18 protein-coding genes are annotated in these 21,090 nt (G+C 65.3%); 14 read left to right on the forward strand and 4 right to left on the reverse strand.

The window, feature by feature from the left end; genetic code table 11:
- Positions 1-93 precede the first annotated feature (93 nt).
- The 5 genes from ACTYOL_RS14160 to ACTYOL_RS14180 all read left to right on the forward strand — a co-directional run bounded on the left by ACTYOL_RS14160 (position 94) and on the right by ACTYOL_RS14180 (position 7,048).
- Positions 94-906 (forward strand): gamma-glutamyl-gamma-aminobutyrate hydrolase family protein, encoded by an 813-nt coding sequence (locus ACTYOL_RS14160; RefSeq protein WP_153773767.1) that lies wholly within the window; start codon positions 94-96, stop codon positions 904-906.
- 402 nt (positions 907-1,308) lie between these two features.
- On the forward strand, positions 1,309-2,220 hold the full coding sequence (kdgD, locus tag ACTYOL_RS14165; protein ID WP_054890769.1) for a 5-dehydro-4-deoxyglucarate dehydratase: 912 nt from the start codon (positions 1,309-1,311) through the stop codon (positions 2,218-2,220).
- Between the two features lie 102 nt (positions 2,221-2,322).
- Entirely contained in the window at positions 2,323-3,678 is a 1,356-nt protein-coding gene (locus ACTYOL_RS14170) for an MFS transporter (protein WP_197890756.1), read from the forward strand.
- 79 nt (positions 3,679-3,757) lie between these two features.
- The gene (gene garD / locus ACTYOL_RS14175) at positions 3,758-5,311 is read left to right on the forward strand and encodes a galactarate dehydratase (protein WP_125930023.1); all 1,554 of its coding nucleotides are present in this window, start codon (positions 3,758-3,760) and stop codon (positions 5,309-5,311) included.
- A 156-nt stretch (positions 5,312-5,467) separates the two neighbouring features.
- Positions 5,468-7,048, forward strand: coding sequence for an aldehyde dehydrogenase (NADP(+)) (locus ACTYOL_RS14180; RefSeq protein ID WP_444756461.1), 1,581 nt, complete (start codon positions 5,468-5,470; stop codon positions 7,046-7,048).
- Between the two features lie 165 nt (positions 7,049-7,213).
- Here ACTYOL_RS14180 and ACTYOL_RS14185 read toward each other — a convergent pair whose 3' ends face one another.
- The 3 genes from ACTYOL_RS14185 to ACTYOL_RS14195 form a co-directional block, all read right to left on the reverse strand.
- The gene (locus tag ACTYOL_RS14185) at positions 7,214-9,268 is read right to left on the reverse strand and encodes a 2Fe-2S iron-sulfur cluster-binding protein (protein WP_444756462.1); all 2,055 of its coding nucleotides are present in this window, start codon (positions 9,266-9,268) and stop codon (positions 7,214-7,216) included.
- Between the two features lie 165 nt (positions 9,269-9,433).
- A complete protein-coding gene (locus ACTYOL_RS14190) occupies positions 9,434-10,183 on the reverse strand; it encodes a FadR/GntR family transcriptional regulator (protein WP_054890774.1) in 750 nt (249 codons plus the stop codon).
- An 80-nt stretch (positions 10,184-10,263) separates the two neighbouring features.
- Positions 10,264-11,043, reverse strand: coding sequence for an AraC family transcriptional regulator (locus ACTYOL_RS14195; protein WP_444756463.1), 780 nt, complete (start codon positions 11,041-11,043; stop codon positions 10,264-10,266).
- Between the two features lie 108 nt (positions 11,044-11,151).
- Here ACTYOL_RS14195 and ACTYOL_RS14200 point away from each other — a divergent pair, with 108 nt between their 5' ends.
- From ACTYOL_RS14200 to ACTYOL_RS14240, 9 genes are all read left to right on the forward strand, one after another.
- A complete protein-coding gene (locus ACTYOL_RS14200; protein WP_444756464.1) occupies positions 11,152-11,967 on the forward strand; it encodes a sulfite exporter TauE/SafE family protein in 816 nt (271 codons plus the stop codon).
- Positions 11,968-12,059: 92 nt separating this feature from the next.
- Positions 12,060-12,710 carry a DUF998 domain-containing protein gene (locus ACTYOL_RS14205; protein ID WP_444756465.1) on the forward strand — a complete coding sequence of 217 codons (651 nt, stop codon included), beginning with the start codon at positions 12,060-12,062 and terminating at the stop codon, positions 12,708-12,710.
- Positions 12,711-12,784: 74 nt separating this feature from the next.
- A complete protein-coding gene (locus ACTYOL_RS14210) occupies positions 12,785-13,114 on the forward strand; it encodes a hypothetical protein (RefSeq protein WP_054890776.1) in 330 nt (109 codons plus the stop codon).
- 332 nt (positions 13,115-13,446) lie between these two features.
- A complete protein-coding gene (locus ACTYOL_RS14215) occupies positions 13,447-13,914 on the forward strand; it encodes a (2Fe-2S)-binding protein (protein WP_153773770.1) in 468 nt (155 codons plus the stop codon).
- Complete coding sequence (locus ACTYOL_RS14220) at positions 13,914-16,163, forward strand: xanthine dehydrogenase family protein molybdopterin-binding subunit (protein ID WP_200603293.1); 2,250 nt, start codon at positions 13,914-13,916, stop codon at positions 16,161-16,163. The genes ACTYOL_RS14215 and ACTYOL_RS14220 overlap by 1 nt, the downstream gene beginning before the upstream one ends.
- Positions 16,164-16,176: 13 nt before the next feature.
- The gene (locus tag ACTYOL_RS14225; protein WP_200603292.1) at positions 16,177-17,520 is read left to right on the forward strand and encodes a c-type cytochrome; all 1,344 of its coding nucleotides are present in this window, start codon (positions 16,177-16,179) and stop codon (positions 17,518-17,520) included.
- Positions 17,521-17,530: 10 nt separating this feature from the next.
- The gene (locus ACTYOL_RS14230; protein ID WP_200603291.1) at positions 17,531-18,553 is read left to right on the forward strand and encodes an XdhC family protein; all 1,023 of its coding nucleotides are present in this window, start codon (positions 17,531-17,533) and stop codon (positions 18,551-18,553) included.
- Positions 18,554-18,605: 52 nt separating this feature from the next.
- Complete coding sequence (locus ACTYOL_RS14235; RefSeq protein WP_197893496.1) at positions 18,606-19,202, forward strand: nucleotidyltransferase family protein; 597 nt, start codon at positions 18,606-18,608, stop codon at positions 19,200-19,202.
- Between the two features lie 77 nt (positions 19,203-19,279).
- Complete coding sequence (locus tag ACTYOL_RS14240; protein ID WP_141687472.1) at positions 19,280-19,783, forward strand: GNAT family N-acetyltransferase; 504 nt, start codon at positions 19,280-19,282, stop codon at positions 19,781-19,783.
- A 106-nt stretch (positions 19,784-19,889) separates the two neighbouring features.
- Here ACTYOL_RS14240 and ACTYOL_RS14245 read toward each other — a convergent pair whose 3' ends face one another.
- Positions 19,890-21,080, reverse strand: coding sequence for a multidrug effflux MFS transporter (locus ACTYOL_RS14245; RefSeq protein WP_197893495.1), 1,191 nt, complete (start codon positions 21,078-21,080; stop codon positions 19,890-19,892).
- Positions 21,081-21,090: the final 10 nt, after the last annotated feature.

Raw genomic sequence — 21,090 nt, forward strand, 5'->3', positions numbered from 1 at the left:
CCGGCAGTGCTCGGGACCACAGGTCACGCATCAAGGGCCCAAGGCCGCGGACCTGCACAACAACGACAGGTAAAACCTGTCCCAAGGTGACATATGTCCAACAGCAACATTGGCAACAAGCAACCCTCCCTGCGCAAGCCCATCGTCCTGATGACCATGGGCAGCCAAGAGCGCAAAGGTCACGACTATCAGGTCATGACCCATAAATACATCACTCCCCTGGTCGATTTCGCCGACTGCATCCCGGTCCTGGTCCCTACCTGCTGCGGCACCGACGCCCTCGAGGCGTACCTGGACATGGCCGACGGCATCTACCTGACCGGCGCCGGCAGCAATATCGATCCGGCTCTCTATGGCCAGGAGAACGAAACCCCCGGCAAGGCCCAGGACAAGAACCGCGACCTGTTCGACATCCCCCTGGTGCAACTGGCCATCGCCCGCGGCCTGCCGATCTTCGGCATCTGTCGCGGCATGCAGGAAATCAACGTGGCCCTGGGTGGTGACATCTACCAGAAGGTCTACGCCGAACCAGGCTTCAACGACCATCGCGAAAACCCTGAAGACCCGGTCGATGTGCAGTACGCCGCCTCCCACGGGGTGAAGATCAAACCCGGCAGTTGGCTGCGCGAAACCCTGGGCACCGACGAGATCCGCGTGAACTCGCTACACGGTCAGGGCCTGCGCAACCTGGGTGAAGGCATCGAGCCGATCGCCCACGCCGAAGATGGCCTGGTCGAGGCCATTCATGCACCGAGCATTTCGCCCTTCCTGTTCGCGGTGCAGTGGCACCCCGAGTGGCAAGCGGCGAAGAACCCGGATTCGATCAAGATGTTCCAAGCCTTCGGCGACGCCTGCCGCGCCCAGGTCCGCAAGTCCCAGGCCAGCAAGCGCCACCAGGCGGCCTGACCCCTCTTCGTTAGCTTTGATCGCGGGGCGGCGCAACGTCGCCCCCGCTTCCCCGGCCACCCTCTGCTGGTCCCAGAACACCTCCCGTGGAAGCGGGCGGCGGGCTTGTGCCTGTCTCCGCGATCTTTTTTCCCTGAAGACATACGATGACTGATCGACCGCAGTGCACGATCAGCCGCTTCGGTTGGCTGTTGCGGCGCTATCGCGGGACGAGCCCGCTTCCACAAAAGCGCGGTTCCAGGTGATCTGCCGGCAGCTGCCGCGCACCGCGACAGCGCCCAGCGGATAGGCATCGCTGCAAAAATTTCTCGGGCAGGGCTAGTCATCGCACAAGTTGTACGATAACTTACCTCTCACCTTGGTACACCTTCTTACCCAAGCGCCCACAGGATGCCTACAACAATGAATCCACAAGAACTGAAATCCATCCTCTCCCACGGCCTGCTGTCGTTCCCTGTCACCGACTTCAACGCCCAGGGCGACTTCAACCCCGCCGGCTACATCAAGCGCCTGGAATGGCTGGCCCCCTATGGTGCCAGCGCACTGTTCGCCGCCGGTGGCACCGGTGAATTCTTCTCCCTCGCTGCCAGCGAATACAGCCAGGTGATCAAGACCGCCGTCGATACCTGCGCCACCTCCGTACCCATCCTGGCTGGCGTGGGCGGTGCTACCCGCCAGGCCATCGAGTACGCCCAGGAAGCCGAGCGCCTGGGTGCCAAAGGTCTGCTGCTGCTGCCGCACTACCTCACCGAAGCCAGCCAGGACGGCGTAGCCGCCCACGTTGAGGCCGTGTGCAATTCGGTGAAGATCGGTGTGGTGGTCTACAACCGCAACGTCTGCCGCCTGAACGCTGCGCAGCTCGAAAAACTGGCTGAGCGCTGCCCGAACCTGATCGGCTACAAGGATGGCCTGGGTGATATCGAGCTGATGGTGTCGATTCGTCGCCGCCTGGGCGATCGCTTCAGCTACCTGGGTGGCCTGCCGACCGCCGAGGTGTATGCTGCGGCTTACAAGGCGCTGGGCGTGCCGGTCTACTCCTCGGCCGTGTTCAACTTCGTCCCCAAGACCGCAATGGACTTCTACAACGCCATCGCCCGCGACGACCACGCCACGGTCGGCAAGTTGATCGATGACTTCTTCCTGCCATACCTGGACATCCGCAACCGCAAGGCCGGTTACGCCGTGAGCATCGTCAAGGCCGGCGCCAAGCTTGCTGGCTATGATGCAGGCCCGGTACGCACCCCGCTGACCGACCTCACCGGCGAAGAGTACGAAATGCTCGCCGCCCTGATGGACAAGATGGGCCCGCAATAAGCGCAGCCCCGCGGCCTGCCAATGCCGCTGCCGGAGTGCCACCGCGCTCCGGCCCACAATCCGAATGCCCCGCACAACAATAAATAGTGGGAGAACACCAGCATGCAAGCGACGAAAAAGACGCATGTACGCTACCTGATCCTGTTCATGCTGTTCCTGGTGACCACGATCAACTATGCCGACCGCGCCACCATCGCCATCGCCGGTTCAAGCCTGCAGAAGGATCTGGGCATCGACGCGGTCACCCTCGGTTACATCTTCTCCGCCTTCGGCTGGGCCTACGTGGCCGGGCAGATTCCCGGCGGCTGGTTGCTCGACCGCTTCGGTTCAAAGAACGTCTACGCATTCAGCATCTTCACCTGGTCGCTGTTCACCTTGCTGCAAGGTTTCGTCGGCGGCCTGCCGGTGGCCTGGGCGGTCGTCACCCTGTTCACCCTGCGCTTTCTGGTCGGTTTCGCCGAAGCCCCGTCGTTCCCGGGCAATGCCCGGATCGTTGCGGCCTGGTTCCCCACCGCCGAACGCGGCACGGCTTCGGCGATCTTCAACTCGGCGCAGTACTTCGCCACCGCGCTGTTCGCACCGCTGATGGGCTGGATCGTGTTCACCTTCGGCTGGGAGCATGTGTTCGTGGTCATGGGCGCCCTTGGCATCCTGTTCTCGATGGTCTGGATGAAGACCATCTACAACCCTCGCCAGCACCCACGCATCAGCCAGGCCGAACTCGAGCACATCGAGCAGAACGGCGGCCTGGTGGACATGGACCAGAAGCGCGGCAACGACGGCCCGAAATGGGGCTACATCAAGCAACTGCTGACCAGCCGCATGCTGCTGGGCGTGTACCTGGGCCAGTACTGCATCAACGCCATCACCTACTTCTTCCTGACCTGGTTCCCGGTGTACCTGGTGCAGGAGCGCGGCATGACCATCCTCAAGGCCGGCTTCATCGCCTCCTTACCGGCCATCTGCGGCTTCATCGGTGGGGTGCTGGGCGGGGTGCTGTCGGACTGGCTGCTGCGCCGCGGCAACTCGCTGACCTTCTCGCGCAAGCTGCCAATCGTCTGCGGCCTGTTGCTGTCGACCACCATGGTCTTCTGCAACTACGTCGACGCCGAGTGGATGGTGGTCGGCTTCATGACCCTGGCCTTCTTCGGCAAAGGCATCGGCGCCCTGGGCTGGGCCGTGGTCGCCGACACCTCGCCCAAACAGATCGCGGGGCTCTCGGGTGGCCTGTTCAACACCTTCGGCAACATCGCGTCGATCACCACGCCGATCGTCATCGGCTACATCATCAGCGCCACCGGCTCGTTCAAATGGGCGCTGGTGTACGTGGGCGCCAATGCGCTGGTAGCGGTATTCAGCTACCTGGTGATCGTCGGCCCGATCAAGCGCATCGAGCTCAAGGAAGAAGCCGGGCCGCAAGCGGCGCCGAACGCCGAACTGGCCGGCTCGCGCCAGTGACCTGAAGCACACCGACGCCCCGCAACGGGCGTCGGTAACCGGATAAAAGCCTGAAAGAAATGACAAGAAGGGCCTGACCATGCAGTTGATCGAACATTCCGAGTCGCCCCGCTACGTCCGCCTGCACGATGACGACAATGTCGTGGTGGTGGTCAATGACGGTGGCCTGGGCGAAGGTGCGCGCTTCGCCGATGGCCTGACCCTGGTCGAGGGCGTGCCGCAAAGCCACAAGGTCGCCACCGTGGATATCCACCAGGGCGAGCCTGTACGCCGCTATGGACAGATCATCGGTTATGCCCTGCAAGACCTGCGTCAGGGCAGTTGGGTTCAGGAAACCCAGTTATCGATGCCCGCCGCCCCCGAACTCGACAGCCTGCCGCGCTGCGACGCAGTGCCCGCGGCCCTGCCACCTCTTGAAGGCTTTACCTTCGAAGGCTATCGCAACGCCGACGGCACCGTCGGTACCCGCAACATCCTCGGCATCACCACCACCGTGCAATGCGTGACCGGCGTGCTCGACCACGCGGTCAAACGCATCCGCGACGAGCTGCTGCCCAAGTATCCCAACGTCGACGACGTGGTCGCCCTCACCCACAGCTACGGCTGTGGCGTGGCGATCAATGCGCGTGACGCCTATATCCCCATCCGCACCGTGCGCAACCTGGCGCGCAACCCCAACCTGGGCGGCGAAGCCCTGGTCATCAGCCTGGGTTGCGAAAAGCTGCAGGCCGGCCAGGTGATGCACGAAGACGACCCGTCCGTGGACCTCAGCGAGCCCTGGCTGTATCGCCTGCAGGACGCTTCGCTGGGTTTCGTCGAGATGATCGAACAGATCATGCAGCTGGCTGAAACCCGCCTGAAGAAGCTCGACCAGCGCCGTCGCGAAACGGTGCCGGCCAGTGAGCTGATTCTGGGCATGCAGTGCGGCGGCAGCGACGCTTTCTCCGGCATCACCGCCAACCCGGCGCTGGGCTATGCCGCCGACCTGCTGGTGCGCGCCGGTGCCACGGTGATGTTCTCGGAGGTCACCGAGGTCCGCGATGCCATCTACATGCTCACCTCCCGCGCCGAAACCCCGGAAGTGGCCGAAGCGCTGGTACGCGAAATGGACTGGTACGACCGCTACCTGCAACAGGGTGCAGCCGACCGCAGCGCCAACACCACGCCGGGCAACAAGAAAGGCGGGCTCTCGAACATCGTCGAAAAGTCCCTGGGCTCGATCGTCAAGTCCGGCAGCGCTGCGATCCAGGGCGTGGTCGGCCCAGGCGAGCGCGTCGCACGCAAAGGCCTGATCTTCTGCGCGACGCCGGCCAGCGACTTCGTCTGCGGCACCCTGCAACTGGCAGCGGGCATGAACCTGCACGTGTTCACCACGGGTCGCGGCACACCTTACGGGCTGGCCATGGCCCCCGTGGTCAAGGTCTGCACCCGCAGCGAACTGGCTCAGCGCTGGCCCGACCTGATCGACATCGATGCCGGGCGCATCGCCAGCGGCCGAGCAAGCATCGAAGAGCTGGGCTGGGAGCTGTTCCACTACTACCTCGACGTTGCCAGCGGCCGCAAGCAGACCTGGGCCGAGCGGCACAAGCTGCACAACGACATCACCCTGTTCAACCCGGCACCGATTACCTGACAGCGTTCTCTCTGTGGGAGCGGGTTTAACCGCGAACACCGGCGCAGCCGGTGCCATACACCGAGTCGTCTGCTTCGCGGGTGAACCCGCTCCCACTGGGGGGCAAGCGAACCCGCCCAGACAACATTATTCCTTCAGCGACTACAGGAGCACCCCATGCCTGAGATCCTCGGCCACAACTTCATCGCCGGCCAGCGCAGTGCCGCCGGCCAACAGCGCCTGCAGAGCCTGGACGCCACCACGGGCGAGGCCCTGCCCTACAGCTTCATGCAAGCCACCGAAGACGAAGTCGATCAAGCCGCCAAAGCCGCTGCCGCTGCCTTCGCCGAGTTCCGCCAGTTGCCGCCAGCCCGTCGCGCCGAGTTCCTCGACGCCATTGCCGCCGAGCTGGATGAGCTGGACGACAGCTTCGTCGCTATCGTTTGCCGCGAAACCGCCTTGCCCGCTGCCCGCATTCAGGGCGAGCGCGGCCGTACCAGCGGGCAAATGCACCTGTTCGCCCAAGTGCTGCGCCGGGGTGATTTCCTCGGTGCCCGTATCGACCTCGCGCTGCCGGACCGTCAACCCCTGCCACGGGTCGACCTGCGCCAGATGCGCATCGGCGTAGGCCCGGTGGCGGTGTTCGGTGCCAGCAACTTCCCGCTGGCCTTTTCCACCGCAGGCGGCGACACCGCAGCTGCCCTGGCCGCCGGCTGCCCGGTGGTGTTCAAGGCGCACAGCGGCCACATGGCCACCGCCGACCTGGTGGGTTGCGCCATCGTCCGTGCGGCCGAACGCACCGGCATGCCCAAGGGCGTGTTCAACATGGTCTTCGGCGGCGGCGTGGGCGAGTGGCTGGTCAAGCATCCGGCCATCCAGGCGGTCGGCTTCACCGGCTCGCTCAAGGGCGGCGACGCCCTGTGCCGCATGGCCGCCGAACGTCCACAGCCGATCCCGGTATTCGCCGAGATGTCGAGCATCAACCCGGTGATCGTGCTGCCTGGCGCATTGGCCAAACGCGGCGAGACCATCGCCCGTGAACTGGCAGGCTCCGTGTGCCTGGGCGCCGGTCAGTTCTGTACCAACCCAGGACTGGTGATCGGCCTGCAGTCGGCGCCGTTCAGCCAGTTGCTCGCCGATCTCGGCCAGCACCTGGCGCAGCAGGCTGGGCAGACCCTGCTCAATGCCGGGGGCCTGCGCAGTTATGTGAGCGGGCTGGAACACCTGCAAGCGCACGCCGGCATCGAGCACCTGGCCGGCCAGGCGCAGGCAGGCAGCCAGGCCCGCGCCCAGCTGTTCAAGGCCGACGCGCGCCTGCTGGTGGACGCCGACCCGCTGCTGCAGGAAGAAGTGTTCGGCCCCACCACCGTGGCGGTCGAAGTCAGTGACGATGCTCAGTTGCGCGCCGCGCTGCTGGGCCTGCGCGGCCAGCTCACGGCCACCCTGATCGGCGAACCCGAAGACTTCGAGGCCTATGCCTGGCTGGTGCCGCTGCTGGAAGAAAAAGTCGGACGGATTCTGGTCAACGGCTACCCGACCGGTGTGGAAGTGAGCGATGCCATGGTGCACGGCGGCCCCTACCCGGCCACCTCCGACGCCCGCGGTACTTCGGTCGGCACCCTGGCCATCGATCGCTTCCTGCGTCCGGTGTGCTACCAGAACCACCCGCAGGCCTTGCTGCCGAAGGCCCTGCAGGACGGTAACCCACTGGGGCTGCGACGCCTGGTCAATGGTCAGTGGAGCGACCGCGCGCTCTGACGCGCTTGTAGGAGCGGGCTTGCCCGCGAAAAAGATAGCGCGCTGCCTGGCACGGGCTACGCCCGTGTTCGCGGGCAAGCCCGCTCCCACAGGGTGGACTGCCCCCAAGGGTTGGATTTGTGTCCAACTTCTTGGGGGCAGTCCAATTGAAGAGACAGCTTGCTATCACAACGCCAGGTGCAAGGGCCCGGATCCGTCAGCCGGCATGGCGCAGCAGATCAACGCCTCGTCCTGCGCCACGGCGAACTCCGGTGCCTCGGCATAGGTGACCGCCCCCTTGAGCACACGGGTCCGACAACTTCCGCACGACCCGCCACGGCAGCCAAAAGGCGGCTCGAGACCACGCTGCTCGGCCAGTTCCAGCAGCGAGCCATCCCCCGGGTTCCAGCGCGCCTCTTTCGCCGAGTCCATGAACATCACCGCAACCGACTCAGTGGCCACCGCCGGCAAGGCCGGCGCAGCCTGCTGTTCGTTGCGCGTGCGGCGCAGGCTCGATGGGCCGAAGGCCTCGGCGTGGATCCGTGCATCGTTGATATCCAGTGCGCGCAGGCCGTCGTACATCTGCTGCATGAACCCCTGCGGCCCGCACAGGTAGAAGTCGTAGTCGTCGAACGGCAGCAGCTCGCGCAACAGGTCGACGCCCAGACGCCCTTCGCGCTCGTAATCCACGCCTGCTACCGCACCGCTGGCGTCGCTGAGCAGGCGCACATGCCTGAGCTTGCCTTCGGAGGCAGTCACCAGCGCTGCAAATTCACTGGCAAAGGCCAGTTGTGCCCGAGTCGAGGCCGATTGAAACACCCAGGCCGGTCGGGCGTAGCGTGTACGCCGCCCCTCATTGACCAGGTGCCTGGCCATCGCCAAGGCGGGCGTCACCCCCACGCCCGCAGCCAGCAAGACTACCGGACGGCGCACCGTAGCATCGATGGTGAAGGCTCCGGCCGGCGCACGCGCCTCGATCAGGTCGCCGATCCTGACCTGCTCATGCAGGTGCCGAGAGACCACACCCTCGCGCTTGACGCTGATGCGCAGTGCATCGTCCGCCGGCGCGCTAGACAGGGTGTAGGTGCGCACCAACGGCGCCTGCTCTCCAGGCAACCGTACCCGGATCGGCAGGTGCTGCCCCGCCTGGCGCACCGGCAAGCCCAAACCATCGTCGGGTGCCAGGTGGAACGAACGGATGTGCTCGCTCTCGTCGACGATCTGCGTTACCCGGTACGGACGCCAGCTTTGCTGCAACGCCGCGGCCTTCAGGCGCGCCTGCATGTCTTCCCAGCTGCCGGTCATCAACACATTGGGCGAGACGCCGTCATCCATGTCGACCCAGCGCAGCGCCAATCCTCCCGGTCGGCGCACGATCCGCTCGGGGTAGAACCGCCACATGCGCTCGGCGCCGATGAAGGCGAGTGTCTGTGGATCGTCGACGATCACTTCGGTGCGCCCGGTCATCTGCAGCAGGTCGCCGCTGCGCATGTCGACGAACACCAGCCCGGCACGGGGGTTGAGCAGCATATTGCCCAGGGTATTGAAGAAGAGGTTGCCATTGAAATCAGGCACGCTCAGCGTGCCTTCGACGTCGATGTGGACGAAACCAGGCTTGCCGCCACGGTGCGAGACGTCCACCTGGCGCACGCCATCGCGCACCACGTACGAGGCAACGTAGAAGGAGTCGGCGGCGGCCACCATGGCGCGGTCTGCTGCGTTCAGCTCGGTCGACTCGCTGGGCTCGCCGGGCGCGCTGTCATCGAAGACATAGCGGCGCAGATTGATATAGCGCGGGCAGTTGCCATAGGACTGGGTCGGCTCGATGGTAAAACCGCTGTCGTCTGACCGGCGCACGAAGCCGTTCAGGCGATTGCGTCGGCGGGTGTGCAACTCGATGCCGAGCATGCCGACGCCGTCACCGTCCTCCAGCCCGGCATCCGCAGGATCGGCTGGCTCACGGGGAAGGTCCAGGAGCAGCCGACGCGGATCGGGGGATTGCATGAAGCCGGGCTGGCCGGTGCGCAGCGTTGCCCACGGATCGCCGTGCGGGTCGACGCTGCCGAGCACCACGAAAGGCAGTTGGGCATAGAACTCGCGGTGCTGGTCGGGCATGAAGTCACGCGACATCTGCACCTTGCCAGTCCCCACCATACGCTCGACCGCACCGACGCTGCGTTGCAGCGCAAGCTCGCCGTCGTGCCAGGGAGAGGGCTTGAGGTCCGACGGAGGCTGGTTCATGGTGGCACCTGAACGGTTGAGTGAGGGTGTATCAATCCTTACTCATTCGCCCGACACTTAGAATCACTGCGGGTGGCAATTGATTATTTCTCTTCAAGAAACAGTCGTGAGCCTTTTGCCGCCCACAAACGCACCGATGAGAGCGGGTTAGCGTGTTGAAGCCTGTCAGACGCCCTGTGCTTCTGCCGCCTCATGCGCTTGGCGCAGCCGCTCGCGGCTGTTGCTCAGGTGCAGGCGCATGGCCATTTTCGCCCCTTCGCTGTCGCGTCGGGCAATGGCTTCATAGATGGCCTCGTGCTCATGGCTCAGGCGGCTCATGTAATGGGCCTGGTCATCATGGGCCAGGCGCGCCGAATTGAGCCGGGTGCGGGGAATGATGCTGGTACCCAGGTGATTGATGATGTCAGCGAAATAATGATTGCCGCTGGCCTGGGCGATGCGCAGGTGGAACTGGAAATCCGCCGAGACCGCATCGGAGGCATGCGCGGCGCCTTCGTTGATTTCGTCGAGCGCAGCACGCATACCGGTCAGTTGTTCGTCGCTACGGCGCTGGGCGGCGAGCCCGGCCGACTCGATCTCCAGGGCGATGCGCAACTCCAGGACGGCCAGCACCTCGCGCAGGGTGACGATGGTCGCCGGGTCGATACGGAAACCACCGGTGCTCGGCGCGTCGAGCACGAAGGTGCCGATGCCGTGGCGGGTCTCCACCTGGCCGGCGGCCTGCAGCCGCGAGATCGCCTCGCGCACCACCGTGCGGCTGACGCCCTCCTCGACCATGATCTGCGATTCGGTCGGCAGTTTGTCGCCACGCTTGAGTTGGCCGCTGCGAATACGTTCGGTCAGCACCGTGACCAGTTCCTGCGCCAGACTGCGCGGTTTGCGTCGGGTCCGTGCCTGTAGCTGCTGCTCTGTCATGCCCTGTACGTTTCATCGTGAAAAGACAGCCGTCATCATAGCTCATGCAGTTGTACGATCACATACATCCGCCAGGGTTTTCATCTCGCCGCCAATGCCTTGTGCCGAACCGCCGAGGGCGCCTCGCCCATGAACCTGCGGTACATGCTGGAAAACGCACTGGGGCTGTCATACCCAAGGTCGAGGGCAACCCGGGTGACCGCCTCACCCGCTGCCAATCGCGTGACGGCTGCCATCAGGCAGGCTTGCTGGCGCCATTGTCCGAACGACAACCCGGTCTGTTCGCGAAAGCGCCGGCTGAATGTCCGCGGGCTCCAGTTCAGGTGCATCGCCCAGGCCTCGGCCGTCGTGCTGATCGAAGGCGCCGCGAGAAACGCCTGGCACAAGAGCGCCAGGCGCGGCTCCCCTGGCATCGGCGCGAACAGCGGCAGGCGCTCGGCGCTGCGCAGCTCATGCAGGATCAGGCCAACCAGTTGGCCATCGCGCCCCTGAGGGTCGTACAGCGCGGGCAGTTCGGCACTGGCCAGCAGCAACTGATGCAGCAGCGGCGTGACCAGCAGCGCCTCGCAGGCCTGTCCCAGTCTCGGCGCCGCAACGGCCTCGATGTACAAGCTGCGCGTGCTCACCCCTCGCATCAGCACCTGATGGGGCTTGCCCGACGGAATCCACACACCGCTGTAGGGTGGAACGACCCAGGCGCCATCGTCAGTCAGTACTTCCATCAAACCGCTCATGCCATAAAGGAACTGCGCACGCCGGTGCACGTGGCGTGGCAATAGCGTGTCAGGCGGATAATCGGTAGCGATCGCCAACACCGGACGTGGCGTGGCATCGACCTGGCACAGCGGCACATTGCGCATGGGGATCTCCGTGGCTGAAACGCACGGATTATTGGCCAATGCTCGAATGCTGGCCAGCCCTCGTCTTCCTACCCTGCATCTCCACTCCCCTGACAAAGGCTGGCGATCATGCTGTACCCCTTGCTCGGTGTCTTCGGCCTGTGTGCTGGCGTCACCACGCTGCTGTTCGGCTTCGGCGGCGGTTTCTTCGCCGTGCCCTTGCTCTATGCGTTGCTGCTCACCAGCCATGCGGCGGGCTCCCCGGTGGCGCTGCACGCCATGCAGATCGCCGTGGCCACCTCGGCCATGCTGATGATCTTCAGCAGCGCCCTGGCCACCTGGCGGCACCAGCGCGCCGGCACGTTGCGCTGGGACCTGGTGCGCCCACTGGCTCCGGCCATCGCCCTCGGGGCAATGGCTGGCGCCTGGGCCGCCCTGTACCTGGACAGCACCTGGCTGCGTTGGCTGTTTATCGGCTACTTGCTGCTGAGCCTGCTCGATGCGTGGCTGCGTCCAGGTTTCATGCGCGTTGGCAACCACGGTCCGGTGCCGCTGGGCAAGGCTGCGGCTGCCTTGGTCGGCCTGCCGATCGGCGCACTGGCAGCGCTGCTGGGGGTCGGCGGCAGCGTGATGACCGTGCCGCTGATGCGCAGGCGCGGCGCCAGCATGGGCACCGCCACCGCCATGGCCAACCCGCTGTCATTGCCCATGGCGCTGGCCGCCACCCTGGTGTATGCCCTGGTGCCGGCGCCAGAAGCGAACCTGGGTGCCGGGCTGCTGGGCTATATCGACCTGCGTGCGGCACTGGCAATGGCTGCAGGCGCCTGGCTCGGCATGCACCTGGCTGCGCCGCTGCTGGGCCGCCTGAGCGATACCCTGCATGCGCGGGCCTATCTGGCACTGCTGGCCTGCGTGCTGGTGGTGATGCTGGTGACCGGCCTATGATGCGAAACGACTGGCGAATCGTCCGTCGAGGTCTGTAGTGTGCGGGTTTACGTGCCGCCAGATGACGCGGCACGGCCCAAGGAAGGCATTCTATGACGACACTCGACCGAGCCCTGCTCACCACCGGCCTGTTCATCCCACCCTGGTTGCTACTGGGGGTTTGGTTTACCGCCCAGGCTTACCCCGGTTACCAGCACCTGCAGCAGGCCATGAGCCAACTCGGGGCGACAGGCGCACCGACCGCGGCATTTTCGCCCTGGGTCAACAACTTCCCTTTGGCACTGCTGTTTGCCTTGTTCGCCTGGGGGCTGGCCCGCCGTTGGCGTCGTTCGAACGTCGCCCTGGCGAGTGCGCTGCTGGTGTTGTTGCACGGCGTTGCGAGCCTTGGGACTGGGGCATTCGCCTGCGATCCGGGTTGCACCCCCACCGAGCCGTCGTTCTCCCAGCACATGCATAACCTCAGCGGCCTGCTGATGTTCCTCTCGCTGACCCTGGCCAGCCTGCTGTGGGTCTGGCTGGCATTGCGCATGGCTGATTCACGGCTGCTGGCCAGCGGCTCCCTGCTCTGTGCGGTGGTCTCCATCGGCACGGTGGCGTTGATGGCAAGGGCAGCCGAAACAGGCCAGCTCTTCGGCCTCTATCAACGAATCAACTACGGCGTGGCGGTGCTCTGGATAGCCGGGCTGGCGTGGTACTCCTTGCGTCAGCCTGTCTCGGGCCAGGCGAAGCTGCCCGTCGCCTGACGGCAAATTGCTGGCCCCCAGGCGCTGAAAGCGAAGGCAAACTCCCTTTTCCTTCAGACGCTTAGGACAGCAACATGCGGGTATTTCTAGCAACCCTGGCCAGCTGCGTGTTGGCGGCCACCGCATTCGGCGCCCAGGCCAGGCCGCTGAGCCAGAACGATCGCAGCGTGTGCGGCTGGGGCGCGCAGATCGCCTCGGAGGCGCAGCACGCCAAGCTCTCCGGGGTGACGCTTTATGCAGCGCGCAAGAAGCTGCAAGTGCGGCGCTTCGCCAAACCCTGGATGCGCATGACAGCGTTCGGCATCACCGAGCAAACCTACAACAGCAGCTCACGCCTGCCGCCAAAGGCCATCAAGCAGACCTACTACGAACAGTGCGTCCAGCACGCCGTCGCGCGCCGATAACCAACGCGGGCGGTTCATCAACAACCCCTGGTTCAACTGGCCTGGATGCCGACATCCGATATCGATGCCGGCATTTTCCCTACAGCGTGGGCGCGACAGCTCCCGCTGCGACGTCCCCGCCCGATCCTGCCACTAGCGCAATCCACCTGATTTCTTGCCTGATTCTCTGAACATGCTGCCCGATGGATAGGAAACCTGCCCGCCAAGGTCTAGAGTTTTCAGATCGGAAACCCGCCCCTGCACGCGCGCGGCGTTCCTCCCAGGGCACTGCCTCGACGCACCGCCCTGCCTATAACGACGAAACACCAACCGATGATCAGCGGGTGAACGCCATGGAACTACGCATCAACCAGAAGACCTATCAGGTCGACGCCGACGCCGATACCCCACTGCTGTGGGTGATCCGCGATGACCTGGGCATGACCGGCACGAAATATGGCTGCGGCCTGGCCCAATGTGGCGCCTGCTCGGTGCTGGTGGACGGCAACGTGGTGCGTGCCTGTGTCACGCCGGTGGCCGGTGTGGTTGGCCGTGAAGTGACCACCATCGAAGCGATCGAGGCCGACCCGGTGGGCAAGCGAGTGGTCTCAGCCTGGGTCGAGCATCAGGTCGCCCAGTGCGGCTACTGCCAGTCTGGCCAAGTGATGGCCGCGACTGCGCTGCTCAAGCACACGCCGGCGCCGAGCGACGAGCAGATCAGTGCCGCAATGGTCAACCTGTGCCGCTGCGGCACCTACAACGCGATCCACGCCGCGGTGCATGAGCTCGCCGCCCAGCCTGCCGCCAAGGAGAGCGTCTGATGAACTCGCCCATCGACATCCCGTCCGAACTGCGCGACCTGAAACTGGATCAGCCGGTCAATCTTTCGCGCCGCCGCTTTCTCGCGGGTAGCGCCATCGGTGCGCTGGTGATCGGCTTTGGCTTGCCGCTCGGCTCGGCCCGGGTGCAGGCCGCCACCGCGGTGGCCGCAGAACGCGGCACGCAGGTGCCGGCATTCCTGGAAATCCGCCCTGACGGCACCGTGCGCCTGCTCTGCCCCTTCATGGAAGGTGGCCAGGGCACATTCACCGCCATGGCGCAGATCGTCGGCGAAGAACTGGATATGGACCCGGCCAGCTTCCTGATCGATGCTGCACCGCCCGGCGAAGCCTACGTGGTGATGGAAAATGGCCTGCGCATCACCGGCGGCAGCATGTCGGTGCGCATGAGCTACCCGACCATGCGCCGCCTTGGCGCGCTGGCCAGGGCGATGCTGCTGCAGGCCGGTGCCGACACCCTGAAGGTGCCGGTCAGTGAGCTGAGCACCGAGCCGGGCAAGGTGGTGCATGCTGCCTCCGGCCGCTCGGTCGCTTATGGCGACCTGGCCGAGCGCGCCATGGACCTGCCAGTCCCGGATCCGGCCAGCATCAAGCTGCGCGATCCCAGCCAGTTCCGTTGGATCGGCAAGCCGGTACGCCGTGTCGATGCCTATGACAAGTCCACCGGCAAGGCCCTGTACAGTATCGACCTCAAGGTCGACGACATGCTCCACGCAGCGGTGCAGCACGCGCCACGGCTGGGCATGACCGTGGGCGGCCTGCGCAACGAGGCGCAGGTCAAGGCGATGAAGGGCGTGCATTCGGTGCACGTACTGCCGGGTGCCGTGGCGGTGGTCGCCGAACGCTGGTGGCATGCCAAGCGTGCCGTGGAGGCGGTACAGGTCGACTGGCAGGAGCCGGGCGCCGATTCGAAGGTGCGCACGATGCCAGCCGATTTCTCCAGCGATGCCTATCGCGATTACCTCGCCGCACAAACCGGCCCGGCGCGCGATGACGAGAACGAAGGCGATGTGGCGGCTGCGCTCAAGGGGGCCAAGACCCAGGTGGAAGCCACCTACCACAACCAGTACCTCAACCACGGTCAGCTCGAACCACCGTCGGCGCTCGCGCGTTTCAATCCCGATGGATCGCTCGAAGTCTGGCTGCCCAACCAGGCCCCGGACATGTTCCGCGATGACATCGCCAAGCGCACTGGCCTTGCCAAGGAACAGATCATCCTGCATTCGCCGCTTCTGGGCGGCTTCTTCGGGCGCCACTTCCTGTACGACTCGGCCAACCCCTACCCACAGGCCATTGCCCTGGCCAAGGCGGTCGGGCGCCCGGTCAAGCTGATCTGGACCCGCGAGGAAGAGTTCGTACGTGACGTGCTGCGGCCGGTGGCAGTGGTCAAGTTCCGCGCCGGGCTCGACGAGAAGGGCCTGCCCGTTGCCATCGAAGCGGTCAGCGCCACAGAGGGCCCGACCGAGGCAATCGCCGGCAAACAGGGCGAGAAGATCGACCCCACTGCCGTGGAAGGTTTGGCGGGCAAGTCCTATGCCATTGCCAACAAACGCATCGCGCAAATCTATGTCAAGGGCCCCGCCATGCTGGGCTACTGGCGTTCGGTCGGTAATTCGCTGAACGACTTCTTCTATGAGTCGTTCCTTGATGAACTGGCCGACAAAGGCGGGCACGACCCGTTCGAGCTGCGCCTGCACCTGTTGCGCGACAATCAACGCCTGACCACCCTGCTGCAGGCAGTCGGCGAATTGTCCGGCGGATGGAAACGCGGGCCATTTACCGCCGAGGATGGCACCAAGCGCGCCCGCGGCGTGGCCATGGCTTCGCCGTTCGGTTCGGAGGCGGCGGTGATTGCCGAAGTGTCGATCGAGAACGGCCAGGTCAAGGTGCACGACATCTGGCAGGCGATCGACCCGGGCAGCATCGTCAACCCGGCGATTGTCGAGCATCAGGTCAACGGCGCCGTGGCGCTCGGCCTGTCGCAGACGCTGGTGGAGGAAGCGGTGTGGGTCAACGGCATGCCGCGTGCGCGCAACTACGACCTGTACCCGATCCTGCCGCCATCGCGCATGGCCCGGGTGCATGTGCGCATCGTCGAGAGCGGGGCGAAGATGGGTGGTATCGGCGAGCCACCGCTGCCGGCAGTAGCGCCAGCGGTGGCCAACGCCGTGGCGCGGCTGACCGGCCAACGCGCGCGCAGCCTGCCCCTGAGCCGCCATACCTTTGCCTGACACGGAAGCCCTCATGAAAAACAGCCGACTGGTAACCACCACCCGCTGGCTCGCGCTGCCGTGCCTTGTCGCGGCAGGCCTGCTGGCCTGGTATGTCACCCGCGAGGTCACCTCGCCCTTCGAGCAGGAAACTCCAAGCCCCGACCAGGCGCTGATCGCCCGCGGCGAATACGTCGCGCGCCTGAGCGACTGCGTGGCGTGCCACAGCCTGCCGGGCAAGGCGCCGTTCGCCGGCGGCCTGGAAATGGCAACGCCCTTGGGCGCGATCCATGCCACCAACATCACCCCGGACCGCAACAACGGTATCGGCAGCTACAGCCTCGCCGACTTCGACCGCGCCGTGCGCCACGGCGTTGCGCCGGGCGGGCGCCGTCTGTACCCGGCCATGCCCTACCCGTCTTACGCCAAGCTCAGCGATGACGACATGAGGGCGCTCTATGCCTTCTTCATGAAGGGCGTGCAGCCGTCAGACCAGGCCAATATCCCCAGCGATATTCCCTGGCCGCTGAACCTGCGCTGGCCGATCGCCTTGTGGAACGGCCTGTTCGCCGCCGACAAGCCCTACGCTGAAAAGCCCACCGAAGACCCCCTGTGGAACCGCGGCGCCTATATCGTCCAGGGCCCGGGCCACTGCGGCAGTTGCCATACGCCACGTGGCCTTGCCTTCAACGAGAAGGCGCTGGACGACTCCGGCAAGGCGTTTCTCGCCGGAGCCCTGCTCGACGGCTGGTACGCGCCGAGCCTGCGTCAGGACCACAACACCGGGCTTGGGCGCTGGAGCGAACCCGAGATCGTGCAGTTCCTCAAGACCGGTCGTAACAAGCATGCGGTGGTGTACGGTTCGATGACCGAGGCGTTCAACAACTCCACGCAGTTCATGAGCGACGAAGACCTGGGCGCGATTGCCCGCTACCTGAAGTCGCTGCCGGGCGACCCCCAGCGCGACGGCGCCCCCTGGCAGTATCAGGCCGTATCGGCGGCTACCCGCCTCGATGCCCCGGGCGCACACAGCTACGTGACCCGCTGTGCGTCGTGCCATGGCCTGGACGGCCAGGGCCAGGCCGAGTGGATTCCGCCACTGGCCGGCGCGACCTCGATGCTGGCCAAGGAAAACGCCTCGGCAATCAATATCACCCTCAACGGCTCGCAGCGTATCGTCGCCGCCGGGGTGCCGGATGCCTACCGGATGCCCGCGCTGCGTGAGCAGATGTCGGACCAGGAGATCGCCGAAGTGCTGAGCTTCGTCCGTACGACCTGGGGTAATACCGGTGGTGCGGTCGATGCACAGGCGGTGGCCAAGCTGCGTGAACATACCGACCCTGCCAGCAGCAGCCCGATCGTGCTGCATATGCGTTGAAGGAGCGCCCATGGAAAGTATCGACCTGCTGGTCCTGCGTACCGCTCGGGACTGGCTGCAAGCCGGCCACCGCGTGCTACTGGCCACCGTCGCCCGTACCTGGGGCTCATCGCCACGCCCGGTCGGCTCGATGATGGCCTTGCGCAGCGACGGGCGTGTGGTCGGCAGCGTCTCCGGCGGCTGCATCGAAGACGACCTGATCTACCGCTACACCACCGCCTACGGTGGCCCCGGCCTGCCTGACAGCACCCCGCAGCGGGTGCGCTACGGCGTTACCGCCGACGAGGCCCATCGCTTCGGGCTGCCCTGTGGCGGCACGCTTGAGCTGATTCTGGAGTTTTCGCCATCGTGGCAGTCGCTGGCCCAACTGCTTGAGCAGCTCGACAGCGGCCAACTGGTGCGCCGTCAGCTCGACCTGCACAGCGGCGTGGCCACCCTCCTCCCCAGTGCGGCCCCGGAGCAGTTCAGCGTTGATGGCAAGCACATGGCGAGCACCCTGGGTCCAGGTTATCGACTGCTGCTGATCGGCGCGGGTGCCCTGGCCGAATACCTGGCGACCATGGCCCTGTTCAATGGTTTTCGTGTTTCGGTCTGCGACCCTCGGCCCGAGTATATCGACGGCTGGAACGTGGCCGGTGTCGAGTGCCTGGTCGGCATGCCCGACGATGTCGTGCGCGACTTCGCCCCGGACGTGCGCACCTGCATCGTCGCGGTCAGCCACGACCCCAAGCTCGACGACCTGGCCCTGCTCGAAGCGCTGCATGGCCCGGCTTTCTATATCGGTGCCATCGGCTCGCGGCGCAACAGCCAGCAGCGTCGCGCGCGGCTGATCGAGCACTTCGGTGAGTCCGATGCCAGCCTTGCGCGCCTGCACGGCCCCATCGGCATCTACATCGGCAGCAAGACCCCAGCCGAAATTGCCGTGAGTGTGATGGCCGAGATCCTCGCCGCCAAGAACGGCGTCGAACTGCCTGGTGCAGTGAACGTCACCAAGGCCAAGCAGGCGCGGGAACAGACACTGGCTGCCACCTGACCCTGCGGTATGCTTGCGAGCTTTCCATGCCGTCACACTCGGACAACCCACCATGACCGAACCCCAAGCCAGAGCTCGCTGCGCCGCGTTGGTGCTCGCCGCCGGACGCGGCACGCGCTTTGGCAGCGACAAGCGCAAGGCCGTGCTCGCGGATGGACAGGGACTACTGGCCAGCACCTTGAAACAGGTACAAGCCTGTTTCGACCCGGTGTATGTGGTGGTGCGCTGCGACGATGATCCGCAAACTCTGGGCATCGATGCGCAAGTCCACATCGTACGCGCCGCACAGGCAGCTGATGGCATGGGAGCGAGCCTCGCGGCCGGCATCACGGCCCTGGCCAGCATCGATGCCCCGGCCGTGGCCGTGCTGCTTGGCGATATGCCGTGGATCGCACCACGCACCTTCGAACACCTGCTCGGTCACCTCGCTGCCGACCGTATCCTCCTGCCGTGCTACCAAGGCCGACGTGGCCATCCGGTCATCTTCGGGCGCCATTTCTGGGCGGCCCTCACCCGCCTGCAAGGTGACCAGGGTGGGCGACCGGTCATCGAAGCCAACCCTCACGCCTGTCTTGTGCTGGATCTCGACGACCCTGGCATCCTGCGCGATGTCGATACACCCGCCGATATCCCGCCTACATCGGCTTGAGTAAAGGCCGACAGGCTTTGATCCTCACGTCCTGGCAGGTACGCTAGCGGGCTTGCCCCCGACCTGGAGCCCCGCCGGTGACCACCACGCTGACCACCTACTACCTGGAAATGACCTCTGCGCACGCCCTGCGCAGCAAGCCTGTCCCCGATGGCCTGACGATCGTCGAGTGCGAAGTCGTCCAACCGCAGCTCAACCGTTTCCTCTACCAACTGGTGGGCAAGGCCTGGGGCTGGAACGACCTGAACAGCTGGAGCGACGAGCAGTGGCTGGCGGTTGTCGGCCAGGACTGCCACCGCACCTGGGTCGCCTACTACCGTGGCGCCATCGCCGGTTACTACGAACTGCACCGCCCCGACGGCGAGAACGCCGAGATCCGCTACTTCGGCCTCGCCCCGCAGTTTCTTGACAAGGGCTTCGGCGGCCCGCTGCTCAGCCAGGCCATCCGCAGCGCCTGGGAGTGGCCCGGCACGCAGCGGGTCTGGGTACACACCTGCAGCCTCGACCACCCCGCCGCTCTGGCCAACTATCAAGCCCGTGGCCTGCAACTGTACAAGCAAGAGCACGAAGCACTGGGGTGACGGTTGCGCGAGGCTGGCAACGCTTGCGGCCTATGCCCAGTGGCTGGACCGTCTGCTGGCCCGGCCACTGGATTGATCGGGCGCGCTATACGACTCGTGCAAGCCCCTAGGCCAAGGACGCCTGGCGCGCCACCCGTGCCCCCAGCATCCCGGAAAAAGATACCAGCATCAGTACCGCGAACACCCCGGCGATCGGCAGGTTCGACTCCAACCCGAAGCCGCTGACCGTCGCCGAGGCAATCGAACCGAACACCAGCATCAAGCAGCCCTGCAAGCTCGCAGCCACCCCGGCGCGGTCGGGAAACAGTGCCATCGAGCGGGCCATGGCATTGGAGAAGATAAAGCCCTGGCCGAAGGCGATCAGCATGATGCCAGCAAGAATGTTCACCAGGCTCAAGGTGTCGGCAGCCGCCGCGATGCACAGCACCCCGAGCAGAAACAGCGCCAACCCACTCCACATCAGGGTATCGGGTGAGACGATGCGCACCAGCGCACGGTTGGTCAGCGTGCCGACCAGATAGCAGCACCCCACCCCCAGCGCCGTGGTGCCGAAGTAATGCGCGTCATGGCCGAGCACATCCTGGACGATATGCGGCCCGAACACGTTCCACAGCAGGAATGCGGAAAAGCTCGCGCCGAGTACCACCACCGAAGCACGGAAGCGTCTGTCGGCCAGAATGAACCGATAGCCGACCACTGTCTGCAAGGCGCCGCGGCGGGCACTGGCGGGCAGCGACTCCTTGAGCCCGGCAACGACGAAAGCCAGGACCATGACCGCATAGGCGGCATACAGCACGAAGTTGTAGCGCCAGCCGAAATGCACCTCGATCAGCCCACCGATATAGGGCGCGATGACGGGCCCCAGGCCGAACGCCAGGCTGAGGTAGATAATCGCGACATAGAAGCGCGGGCCTTTGACGACGTCGACCAGCACAGCACGGGCAACGACCTGGCAGGCGCCAATGGCAAAGCCCTGCAGCGCACGCGCCAGCAGGAGCATCTCGATGGACGTCGCGGCGGTGGCCAGCAGGCTGCCGACCACGAACACACCCAGGCCCAGCAGTACGGCAGGTCGCCGCCCGCGCGCGTCGGCCATCACGCCGAAGAACAACTGCCCCAGGGCATAGAACAGCAGCGTGATGGTGATGGTGTTCTGCATCAGCGCAGGCCCCACCCCGAGTTCGCGCCCGATGGACGGCAGGCTCGGCGCATACAGGTCGATGGCGATGCCCCCCAGGCTGTTGACCAGAGGGGCCAGGAAGACGATGAAGTTTTCATAACGCGTGTTGGCGTGCATAGGATCTCCG

It is taken from the genome of Pseudomonas sp. A014 (assembly GCF_052378495.1).
Classification (GTDB): domain Bacteria; phylum Pseudomonadota; class Gammaproteobacteria; order Pseudomonadales; family Pseudomonadaceae; genus Aquipseudomonas; species Aquipseudomonas machongensis.

What these genes read in the sequence shown, in the direction of transcription:
- ACTYOL_RS14160 (WP_153773767.1), top strand. Translation starts at nt 94, where the DNA reads ATGTCCAACAGCAACATTGGCAACAAGCAACCCTCCCTGCGCAAGCCC.
- kdgD (WP_054890769.1), top strand. Translation starts at nt 1,309, where the DNA reads ATGAATCCACAAGAACTGAAATCCATCCTCTCCCACGGCCTGCTGTCG.
- ACTYOL_RS14170 (WP_197890756.1), top strand. Translation starts at nt 2,323, where the DNA reads ATGCAAGCGACGAAAAAGACGCATGTACGCTACCTGATCCTGTTCATG.
- garD (WP_125930023.1), top strand. Translation starts at nt 3,758, where the DNA reads ATGCAGTTGATCGAACATTCCGAGTCGCCCCGCTACGTCCGCCTGCAC.
- ACTYOL_RS14180 (WP_444756461.1), top strand. Translation starts at nt 5,468, where the DNA reads ATGCCTGAGATCCTCGGCCACAACTTCATCGCCGGCCAGCGCAGTGCC.
- ACTYOL_RS14185 (WP_444756462.1), bottom strand. Translation starts at nt 9,268, where the DNA reads ATGAACCAGCCTCCGTCGGACCTCAAGCCCTCTCCCTGGCACGACGGC.
- ACTYOL_RS14190 (WP_054890774.1), bottom strand. Translation starts at nt 10,183, where the DNA reads ATGACAGAGCAGCAGCTACAGGCACGGACCCGACGCAAACCGCGCAGT.
- ACTYOL_RS14195 (WP_444756463.1), bottom strand. Translation starts at nt 11,043, where the DNA reads ATGCGCAATGTGCCGCTGTGCCAGGTCGATGCCACGCCACGTCCGGTG.
- ACTYOL_RS14200 (WP_444756464.1), top strand. Translation starts at nt 11,152, where the DNA reads ATGCTGTACCCCTTGCTCGGTGTCTTCGGCCTGTGTGCTGGCGTCACC.
- ACTYOL_RS14205 (WP_444756465.1), top strand. Translation starts at nt 12,060, where the DNA reads ATGACGACACTCGACCGAGCCCTGCTCACCACCGGCCTGTTCATCCCA.
- ACTYOL_RS14210 (WP_054890776.1), top strand. Translation starts at nt 12,785, where the DNA reads ATGCGGGTATTTCTAGCAACCCTGGCCAGCTGCGTGTTGGCGGCCACC.
- ACTYOL_RS14215 (WP_153773770.1), top strand. Translation starts at nt 13,447, where the DNA reads ATGGAACTACGCATCAACCAGAAGACCTATCAGGTCGACGCCGACGCC.
- ACTYOL_RS14220 (WP_200603293.1), top strand. Translation starts at nt 13,914, where the DNA reads ATGAACTCGCCCATCGACATCCCGTCCGAACTGCGCGACCTGAAACTG.
- ACTYOL_RS14225 (WP_200603292.1), top strand. Translation starts at nt 16,177, where the DNA reads ATGAAAAACAGCCGACTGGTAACCACCACCCGCTGGCTCGCGCTGCCG.
- ACTYOL_RS14230 (WP_200603291.1), top strand. Translation starts at nt 17,531, where the DNA reads ATGGAAAGTATCGACCTGCTGGTCCTGCGTACCGCTCGGGACTGGCTG.
- ACTYOL_RS14235 (WP_197893496.1), top strand. Translation starts at nt 18,606, where the DNA reads ATGACCGAACCCCAAGCCAGAGCTCGCTGCGCCGCGTTGGTGCTCGCC.
- ACTYOL_RS14245 (WP_197893495.1), bottom strand. Translation starts at nt 21,080, where the DNA reads ATGCACGCCAACACGCGTTATGAAAACTTCATCGTCTTCCTGGCCCCT.